A 9,763-nucleotide genomic window follows, 5' to 3' on the forward strand; every position below is an offset into this window, starting at 1 on the left:
TCTTCTGCATTATGAAATATGGGCTGATTTTGCTGTTCGACCGATTTTTCAAGACGGCTTATTCAGACCATCCCTAAAGATCAAGGCAGCACGGTTTGTTGAAAAGCTGGGATTTAAAGCAATAATTCTTCATGAGCAGGCCAATCAGGGCCATACGATCATTGAAAAAATTGAGGCGCACACAGAGGTAGGGTTCGCAATCGTTTTATATACCCCAGACGATGCTGGTGGTACCCAGACAGACGCCAAAGCCGGAACGCTGAAGCCAAGAGCAAGGCAAAACGTCGTTTTTGAGCATGGATACCTTATCGCCAAACTTTCACGGGCGAGAGTAGTTCCTCTGGTGGCTGGCAAGGTAGAACTGCCAAGCGACATTAGCGGCGTCGTTTATGTGGACGACACGAACTGGCAAATTGATATAGCCAAGGAAATGAAAGCCGCCGGCTACAGCATTGACTTCAACAAGCTAATTGACAGCTAACAACTCATTCAAGTCGGCGCCGTTTCACAGCGTGGCCTAATTCAGACGTTGAATGCCTGCTTCTTGATACGGACGGCGACCGCTCCTGGCCCGGGGCGGCTTTCGGCACACCGTTTTTCAACATATTGTCCGAACCATTATCTCAATGAAAATCACAAGGGCTGCGCGACAATCTTAGTCTGAAAAGCATAGGCTCCCACATGCTGTGGAAGAAAGTATACTGGCGCTAATGGTGCTGGCAACTCATCGCCGCCGGACTAATGATAGGCAGCCGATACTCCCTGGAATCTCCGGAAAAAGCTGCAAATCGTATCAAGCAGGAGTGCGCACGCAACATTCTTAGGAACCGGGACCATGAATCTGAAGTCTTTGGAGCAACAACAGATCCTAAACCTTGTGAATACAGGCCAGATTTACGAGGCTTGGCTGGCCACCGGCCGCGACACTCTCGCCTTGAGTCTCCGACGCCATGCGTCCAGAAACCGCCGGATAGGTCTCGGAACCATACCACCTCAAATCGCACACGACCTGCGGCAAATCGCACGAGAGCGGCCAGAGGCCGCCATAACCAGCTATCACGCGCTGTACGCCTATGCGATGTTGACAACTGCTCAGCTTGCATCGCTGGATCTCGCCCAGCCTATCGCGACAATTACCTGCCAGACGGCACATTCCATCGTCTGCATCGACCAGGCCGGATTTGCGGTGATGATGCGGTTACTCGATCCCGTCGAATACCTGGACTACTCCGACCAGGTAAGCGCCCAGGCCATCAGAGCCATGATGGATGAAGGTTCGCTGCCTGAAAGATTGCCCGCTTGGATTCGAAGCTGAGCCATATTGGTTTCAGAATTGATCACGGCCCTGCAAGAGTTGCCCGCCAACCTGCCGGTAATCCGTAATGAGGCCACACATTACGTTTTGATCATGTGCAAATAATGGCGTACTGTGCCAACACAGCGATAAGATCATGTTTAAGCGATGCATACACTGCGTCGTCAACGCGGAGACACTGAGGCAGGATGGTGGCCTGACGCGTCAGCGTAAGTGACGTCCCACGTCCAGCAGGCATTCGGGTGGTCAGCACGGTGACGCCGGGGCGGCCCCTTGTGGTGGGGGGCTGCCTGGCGTCCACGCCGACGCTGCTGCCCGGCCTCGTGCAGGATGCGGTAAAAACTCGATTCGCTCGCAAGGTACAACCGCTCATCATCCAAGAGCCGTGCCACGATCTGCGCGGGAGGCAGGCTGGCAAACGCTGGCCGATGGCAGACATCGAGTACGGTCTGGCGCTCCTGCCGTGTGAGGGCATGAGCAGGCACGGGGCGCTGCGCGCCGGGGCGGCCATCCACACGGCCTTGCGACCAGCGGCGGTAAGTGTTCTGCCCGATCCCAAGCTCCACGCAGATGCTGCGCAGGCGGGCACCAGCGGCCAGCGCCTCGTTGACCAATTCGATGGTTCGGCGGCGATCTGTGGCATTGGTCATTTTTCCTCGTCCCCCCAGATCGCCTGGACTTTTTTTCTCAAGACCAGCAGCGCTGTCGTCTCGGCAAGCGCCGCATCCTTGCGCCGTAGCTCGCGCTCGAGCTCCTTGATGCGTCGGCGTTCGGCCTTGGTGACCGCGTTCGTGCGGGCCTCGGCCGCAGCGCTGCGCTCGTTCGCCTGTTCGCAACTGGCTCGCCAGCGGTGGATCTGTTCAGGGTACAAACCACGACGTCGGCAGTACTGCGCCAGGTCCTCCTCGGTGAGTGCCGCTGTCTCAAGCACCGCCAGGAACTTCTCCTGGGAGCTCCAGCCCTCGGGAGTCGGTGCCGCATTGGGCAGCAGCCGCCCACGGCCGCGGGCGCTCTTGCGCCAGTTGTATAGGGTGGCTGTAGAGATGCCTTCTTCGGCAGCCACATCGTTCACTGTTCGGTTGTATGGCGCTTCAAGCTTGGCAAGGATTGCTTCTCGGCGCTCGGCGGGATATCGCATGGGTACCTTCTGTCTGCCCCCGGGTTGGACTTCAAACTCTAACATCTCTAGAGGTTCCAACTATTCTGACAGAGGGGGCCCGGCGAAATCTGGGAACTGGCCAATATTTTCACCTGTACCACTGCAGAATATGAGTCTGCACCAGCGGGTAAAAAATACGACTACCAGAGGCCTCTCAAGCGAGAGACTCAAATTGCCCTATGGCTCTGTCTAGGCACACTATGCCGTATCGGGGAGCTGTTGATGGCCAAGCCGGAGCATGTTGACCTCGACAAGGGCATATGGTTTATTCCTCGCTCCAACGCGAAAGGCCGTCGCCAGCAGAAGCAGGAGCAGACCGTGTTCCTCTCCCCTTTCACCAAGCGCCTATTCAAGGAGCTAAAGGATCTGACTGGGGAAGCGGAATGGCTATTTCCAGCCCGAAACAAAGTCGGCCAGGAATCGCATATCTGCCTGAAGACCGTGAGTCGGCAGGTCGGGGATCGTCAGACACGGTTTAAGAAGCGCAGCAAACCCTTATCGCATCGTCGGCACGACGATAGCCTGGTACTAGATGGCGGCAAGAATGGGGAATGGACGCCGCACGACCTTCGCCGCACGGGTGCCACCATGATGCAGGAGATGGGAATTGCCCTCGACATCATCGACCGCTGCCAGAATCATGTTATGCCGGGGTCAAAGGTTCGTCGGCATTACCTGCACTACGACTACGCTGGGGAAAAGACTGAGGCTTGGAGGCGACTGGGGGAGCGAATCGAAGAAGTATTAGTTACGCAGCTTCAGGTGTGAGAAATACAGATCACATAGACGTAATAAATAAGTCTCATTTACGACGAGCAGCCTCCGCCTTACTGTCACTACGAACTCGTCCACGTGCAGCACGTGACAGATATACGAACCAAGCCTTTGTGTGAAGGATCTCTCCGGTGTCTGTCAACTAAGAGCCTATCTGACTTTTCTGCGATATGCCGAGGGCGTCATACCGAACGCCTTTTTGAAATGTATGCGTAGAGACAGCGACAAGCCAAATCCGGTTTGCTGAGCAATGGCTTCGATTGTCGCGTCGCTGGTTTTGAGCAATCGCTGTGCGAACTTCAACTGCTGAGTTACTCGCCACTGGCCGACTGTCATGCCCGTCATCCGTTTGAATCGCCGGGTGAAGGTGCGCACGGTCATATGTACTCGCTGCGCCAAGGCGTCAAGATGCTGGGTTTCGTTCGGATGTACCAGCATCCAGTCAAGCAACTGCTGCATCCGCCGGGTCCCGTCTTGACGCGTATCGACTTGGATTCCCTCGATGCATGACAATTGCTTGTTGCGGTGATGCGTCCCGCTGATCAGCTGACGAGCAACCCGATCAGCTGCGGTCGCTCCTTGCAATACCTGCAACAACTGCAGGCAGGTATCAATGGCTGCCGCGCCACCGGCCGACGTCCAGATATTGCCGTCGCGGGTGTGCGTATTATCCTTATCCAACTGCACATGCGGATAGCGTTTCGCAAAAACATCCGACCGCAGCCAGTGCGTCGTCGCCCATCGGCCATCCAACAAGCCTGCTTCGGCCAATACAAAAACACCGAGACACAAGCCCACAATATGCGCTTTGCGATCATGCGCCCTGCAAAGCGCTTGTTGTAGGGTTTTGGGTATCGGCTCATCAATGCCGCTCCAGCCGGGCACGATGATCGCATCGGCCTGCTCAAGCTCATCGAGACCATATGGTGCCGGGAAGTCGAGTCCGAACAATGTTCGAACCGGTCCAGGTTGATCGGCACAAACCACAAAATTTACAGGTGACTCACCAACGCCGTTGTGGCCAAAGACCATCAGCGGACCAGAGAGATGGAACGGTCCGATACCTTGGTAGACCAGCAAGGCGACTTTTTTAAAACGTGTAGTGGGCGTGGTGCAACCCCTTGGTTAATACGACGCACCACAATCGTGATGTCCGAAAAGTAACGATTTTTATCCTAAACACACCTTGTTCTGCCAATTTTCGGTGGTTAGAGTAGAGGCTGCTCATAGAGCACAAGCCATCACAGTCTTGAGTCTAACCACCGAGACCGGGCGACTAAGCCTTATTAAGAATATTAATACAAATTGAGTAAGAATCATCACATGCGTAATTTTAGAATAAGCACTCGTCTGGCCCTGGGGTTCGGGCTTGTCATCATACTGATGTTGGCCATGTCCGGTTTCAGTGGGTACCGTATGCTGGACAGTAAAGACGACAATGTCATTGTTGAGCGCCGCCAAGCCGTTAACATCACGGCCTTGCGTTTGGAGGCTCTGGTAAAAGAAAATATTACCAGAACTCTAGCGGCGGCAAAGCTAAAGGATGCCAACATCGAAGCTAATTTCGAAAAAGCGATGAGTACGTCTAAGGACGAGACGGCCGAGCAGATGCGTCGGCTTGAGTCCGAGATTCGAGATCCAAGCGCTCAGGAGATTCTTCAAAAAGTGGGTTCACTTCGTGAGGCTTTCTTGCAGGGGCGGGACGCTGCATTCAAGAACTTCGAGAACGGGAATGCATCGCAGGCCGAAGCTTTTTTCAACAGAGAGATGCCAAAAATTGCCGCCAACTATGTGGCCCAAATTGAAGCGCTATCGACTTATGAAACCCAGCTCGTCGATAGTACCTTTCAGGAAAACAACAGCGCGATCGATACAGCCGTCATGATATTGAGCATCGCCACGCTCCTCGCGCTACTTTTTAGCCCCTGGTTTGCCTGGCGGGTGACACGATCTATCACAGGCCCCTTGTCTGCTGCCGTCGGTCTTGCCGCTACGGTTGCCCGTCGGAATCTGAGCGTGGATATCTTGCCTCAGGGTAAGGATGAAATCACAGAGCTTGAGCGCTCACTACACGACATGGTGATCGGCCTGCATGATGCTGTTGGTCAGGTACGTGAGGGCGCCGATGCGATTGCCTCAGCCGCTGGGCAGATTACTGCTGGCAACACCGATCTCGCTTCTCGCACAGAGCAGCAGTCAGCATCGCTTACCGAGACGGCTGCCTCAATGGAAGAGATCACTTCAACTGTCCGTCAGAATACCGATAACGCCCAGCAGGCCTACGAACTGACTGCCAAGGCCACTAATTCGGCCAATGATGGCGGTGCCACCGTTGCAAAACTGGTTGGGGCGATGAGCGACATTCACACCAAGTCCAGACAAATGGCTGAAATTGTAGGCGTTATCGACAGTATTGCATTTCAGACCAATATACTCGCCCTCAACGCGGCAGTAGAAGCTGCCCGAGCCGGTGAGCAAGGCCGGGGTTTTGCCGTCGTAGCAAGCGAGGTGCGCGCACTCGCCCAACGCAGCGCGGCCTCAGCCAAGGAAATCAAAAGCCTGATCGATGCAGCCGTGGTGCTCATTACACAGGGCAATGAGGAAGCCAGCCAGGCGGGTACCAGCATGCAGGGTATCGTGAGCGATATTGGCCATGTGAAGGACATCATGGGCGAGATCAGCTCCTCAAGCCAGGAACAGACTTCAGGTATCGAGCAGATCAATGTCGCAGTCACCCAGATGGACGACGTCACCCGTCAAAACGCAAGCCTTGTTGAGGAATCAGCAGCGGCGGCCACCAGCCTGCAGGAACAGGCCCATACGCTCGCCGAACTCGTTGCCACCTTCGATCTTGGACAACAAGAGGGGCAGCGAAGCACGACAGTTGACGTCCGGGAGATCACGCATATTCCCTCCTTACCGGAAAAGGCGCTCAACCCGACCGTGAGGCGTGTGCTACACAAAGAACAACCCGGCACGAGGACTCAAAGCAGCACGCGCCCGGCATTGAGCGCCCCTGCTCAGCGGGTGGCCCCCCAATCTGCGGAATGGGCCGAGTTTTGAAGTCCTTGGGAGCTAGTATGAAACTCGATCAAAACGTCCGGGATATGGTTGGTGCCGAAGGCAAGGAATGTCTGGTTTTCGTACTGGGCGATCAGGAATACGGCATCGACATCCTGAGCGTGCAGGAAATTCGCGGCCATGACAGTCAGCACATCACAACGATTGTCGATATGCCGACTTTCATCAAAGGCATCACCAATTTGCGCGGGATAATCGTACCGATCATCGACCTGCGCGTAAAGTTCAACCTGGCGCGGGTTCAGTACACGGATCAGACTGTGGTTATCATTCTGAATATTTACGACCGCGTGATTGGTGTAGTGGTTGACGGGGTATCGGATGTTGTGAACCTGCAGCCTGATCAAATCAAAGAAGCACCACAATTCCATGCCTCGATGTCGGCGCAGTACTTGACGGGTATCGGGACGATGGGTGAGCGCATGATTATTCTGATGGATATCGAAAAATTGATGAGTGACGAGGACATGGCTCTGATGGAACAAGCAGCCGTGTAGGGCTAGCCTCATAGCGAAATATTTTAATGGTCAATTAATCAAGTGCGCATCACGCATCCTCTGGCAGGCCTTCTGTTGTTCATCGCACTGGCCCTATCGTCGCCTGCCGGGGCTATCACTTTACGCGTGGGAGTCGCCGATTTTCAGCCCGATATCTATCTGCAGACGGATGGCCGTCCAGGCGGAATCCTAGGTGAGCTGTTGAATGAGATTGCGGCACGCGAAGACTGGACGTTGGAATCCCGACCCTGCCACTGGATCGATTGTCTGTCCCGACTGCAGGCTGGCACGATTGATCTGCTACCTGATGTCCGGTATACGTCGCAGCGTGCGCAGACTCTGGATTTTCACCAGGTACCGGTGCTGTCTAGATCGTCGCAAATCTATGCGCCTGAAGGTGCTTCCATGGATACACTCGAAGAGCTGGAGGGTCGGCGCATCGCCATCCTGGCAGGCTCGGCACAGTACGATGTGCTGCAGTCGCAGCTCTCCCGCCTGAACGTAAAAGCTACGCTGCTCCCGATCAAGGAACTGGAAGACGGTTTTAGGATGGTTGGCAGCGGGGCAGCGGACGCGGCCGTTGCGGATTATTTTTTTGGCGCCTTGACGGTATCCCGATACCACCTGAGCGCAACACCTATCATATTTGACACAGGCAATATTTTTTACGCGACACCCGAAAGACGCTATCCGCTTGTTCTGGCTACGATCGATCAATACCTGCAAGCATGGAAGGCTGATCCCGACTCGGTTTATTACCGGATACTGAAACGGTGGGGCCAACCGATACAAGATCCCGCGCCCCACTGGTATTCCCACTGGGGCATATTGGCTTTCCTGGGGCTGATGTTACTTATTATCACAGGCTATGGCTGGTATCAGCGTAACCGCATGCTGATGTTTCTATCGCTTTTCCAGGCAAAAAACAGGGAGTTCGATATTGTCTTCAATCAGCAGAATCAACTGCATGAGCAGATCCAGCAGGCAAGTTTTTTTGATACGCTGACTGATCTCCCAAACCGGCGACTACTGTTCACCCGAATCGAGCAGGCCATGGCGAACACCATAACGGAAAAAACAGTCTCAGCCATCGTTATGCTGGATATCGACTATTTCGGAAAAATCAATGACATATACGGTATGGCAGCTGGCGATCAGGTGCTCCAGCAGGTTGCCAAGCGGCTAATTGCCCATACTTTCGCCCGCGACACGGTATCACGCACCAATGGCGACGAATTTACCGTCCTGCTCACAGGGCTGGGCACGAACACCCTGGAATGCGCTCGAAAGGCCGTGAGCGTGGCTCAAAAACTGCTTCGGGCTCTAATATCTGAACCCGTGGAAATCAGCGGCAAGCCCTATACATTACGTATCAGCGTTGGGCTGACGCTGGTGGATAATCAGACACAGACGGTGGCTGACCTCTTGCGTGAAACCGATATCGCCCTGCATCGCTCGGAGGCTCTGGGCGGCAATCAGGTCGTACTCTTTAAGCAAGACATCCAACAGCAGATTGAATACCGCCAGGCGCTCGAACAGGACTTGGCTAAAGCCATCGAAAACCACGAACTGAGCTTGCATGTACAGCCCCAGTTCGCAGTGAATGGCTGCACTACCGGAGCTGAACTACTCGCCCGCTGGCATCACTCTGTGCATGGCGCAATATCACCTGGCGAGTTCATCCCTATGGCTCAGGAAGCAAGCCTGCTGGGACCGCTGACCTGTCAGTTCCTGACATACGCCTGTGAAACCGTGCAAGCCTTGCAGAATCTGGGCCAGACCTATCCTGTATCCGTCAATGTTTCTCCGCAAACCCTTTCAGACCCTCTCTTTATCCGGACAGTGCACGAAACGCTGAATCGCACCAGCGTACCAGCGAATCGGCTGATCTTTGAGATTACCGAGGAGATCGCCATTGAAAACATGGCGACCATCACACAACACATGCATGAGCTGAACACTCGCGGAATCCTCTTTTCCATCGACGACTTCGGCACCGGTTACGCGAATCTGGCGTATCTCATGAAACTCCCAGTCCAGGAACTGAAAATCGACAAAAGCCTGATCCAAGAGATACCGGAGAGCGAGAAAAGCCTGATCGTCATAGAACTGATCCTCTCCATGGCGGATCAGTTCGGATTGCGCACGGTCGCCGAAGGTGTCGAAACAAACTCGCAACGGGAGTGCCTGTTCATGCGCGGCTGCAACGCGATTCAAGGATACCTGTTAGCCCGCCCGATGCCGATCGCGGACTGGCTCGATCAAGTAAAAAATGAGACAGAAAAGGCATCCATAGAAAGTACATGAGGCTCCGCCAGCGCCTGGGCTACCCGCAAAAGAGACCTCATCAGTACACAATGTAGGCATCCCCACTTCGACAGAACAGTCGTAATAGCCATCCTTGGGGAAAAATGAAGCCAGTGACATGCCAGATGACCAGGACTTGAAGAGTTTCGGCTGCCCATCAACCCAAGCCATCCCTTCAAATAGTATGAAAAAAACCCCCACATAAAACCGCTGATGCCCTGATCATGCCTCCTCTCCAAAATCGCTTTGTAATCCAGAAAAGTAAATTACTGTAACATTTAAATCAATCAAAAAACCTTAACTGATCCAGACAATTCAACAACTATTTAAGATCATTTATCACCCTTTTGTGGGCGATTTTCGGTGTCTGTCAACATAGTTGGAACATGAATCATGCAGCGTCTAACTCTTTCTGGCCGTGAATGATGGGCGTCTGTCTTTCGGGATTGAGCCACACCTCGGCGATGGGCTGGCAGTTACGCACACCACGCGACCAGCGTGCCGGGTGTCGCGCCTTGGCCTGGGTGAGGATCTGGTGACGTTGACGCAGGATTGTCAAGGGTCTTCCAGATTTCCCCAGTTGGGGTCACGCAAATTTCCTCACCCGTGTGGCCGTCATTCGACGGCTGG

General features: G+C 54.2%; 10 protein-coding genes. 6 read left to right on the forward strand and 4 right to left on the reverse strand.

The annotated features are described in order from the left end of the window. On the forward strand, nucleotides 1-481 hold a 481-nt coding region (locus ABS761_RS16445), incomplete at its 5' end, for a TIR domain-containing protein (RefSeq protein WP_350409477.1). Between the two features lie 354 nt (nucleotides 482-835). Next, nucleotides 836-1,315 carry a hypothetical protein gene (locus tag ABS761_RS16450; protein ID WP_350409478.1) on the forward strand — a complete coding sequence of 160 codons (480 nt, stop codon included), beginning with the start codon at nucleotides 836-838 and terminating at the stop codon, nucleotides 1,313-1,315. 164 nt (nucleotides 1,316-1,479) lie between these two features. On the opposite strand, the gene ABS761_RS16455 is transcribed toward ABS761_RS16450, so the two are convergent. Then, nucleotides 1,480-1,965, reverse strand: a complete 486-nt coding sequence (locus ABS761_RS16455) for a hypothetical protein (RefSeq protein WP_350409479.1) — start codon at nucleotides 1,963-1,965, stop codon at nucleotides 1,480-1,482. Continuing rightward, entirely contained in the window at nucleotides 1,962-2,453 is a 492-nt protein-coding gene (locus tag ABS761_RS16460; protein WP_350409481.1) for a transposase, read from the reverse strand. The genes ABS761_RS16455 and ABS761_RS16460 overlap by 4 nt, the downstream gene beginning before the upstream one ends. A gap of 105 nt (nucleotides 2,454-2,558) precedes the next feature. Between ABS761_RS16460 and ABS761_RS16465 the strand changes: the two genes are divergently transcribed. Further along, nucleotides 2,559-3,242, forward strand: coding sequence for a site-specific integrase (locus ABS761_RS16465; RefSeq protein ID WP_350409486.1), 684 nt, complete (start codon nucleotides 2,559-2,561; stop codon nucleotides 3,240-3,242). 156 nt (nucleotides 3,243-3,398) lie between these two features. Here the strand turns inward: ABS761_RS16465 and ABS761_RS16470 are convergent, their stop codons facing one another. Then, a complete protein-coding gene (locus tag ABS761_RS16470; RefSeq protein WP_350409482.1) occupies nucleotides 3,399-4,328 on the reverse strand; it encodes a GlxA family transcriptional regulator in 930 nt (309 codons plus the stop codon). A gap of 243 nt (nucleotides 4,329-4,571) precedes the next feature. On the opposite strand from ABS761_RS16470, the gene ABS761_RS16475 reads away from it, so the two are divergent. From ABS761_RS16475 to ABS761_RS16485, 3 genes are all read left to right on the forward strand, one after another. Continuing rightward, complete coding sequence (locus ABS761_RS16475) at nucleotides 4,572-6,311, forward strand: methyl-accepting chemotaxis protein (protein ID WP_350409483.1); 1,740 nt, start codon at nucleotides 4,572-4,574, stop codon at nucleotides 6,309-6,311. A gap of 17 nt (nucleotides 6,312-6,328) precedes the next feature. Next, complete coding sequence (locus ABS761_RS16480) at nucleotides 6,329-6,826, forward strand: chemotaxis protein CheW (protein WP_350409484.1); 498 nt, start codon at nucleotides 6,329-6,331, stop codon at nucleotides 6,824-6,826. A gap of 75 nt (nucleotides 6,827-6,901) precedes the next feature. Next, nucleotides 6,902-9,133, forward strand: a complete 2,232-nt coding sequence (locus ABS761_RS16485) for a putative bifunctional diguanylate cyclase/phosphodiesterase (protein ID WP_350409485.1) — start codon at nucleotides 6,902-6,904, stop codon at nucleotides 9,131-9,133. 391 nt (nucleotides 9,134-9,524) lie between these two features. Here ABS761_RS16485 and ABS761_RS16490 read toward each other — a convergent pair whose 3' ends face one another. Further along, on the reverse strand, nucleotides 9,525-9,692 hold the full coding sequence (locus tag ABS761_RS16490) for a hypothetical protein (protein WP_350409487.1): 168 nt from the start codon (nucleotides 9,690-9,692) through the stop codon (nucleotides 9,525-9,527). Nucleotides 9,693-9,763: the final 71 nt, after the last annotated feature.

Source organism: Castellaniella sp. GW247-6E4 (assembly GCF_040276065.1).
In the GTDB taxonomy this organism is placed as follows: Bacteria; Pseudomonadota; Gammaproteobacteria; order Burkholderiales; family Burkholderiaceae_B; genus Castellaniella.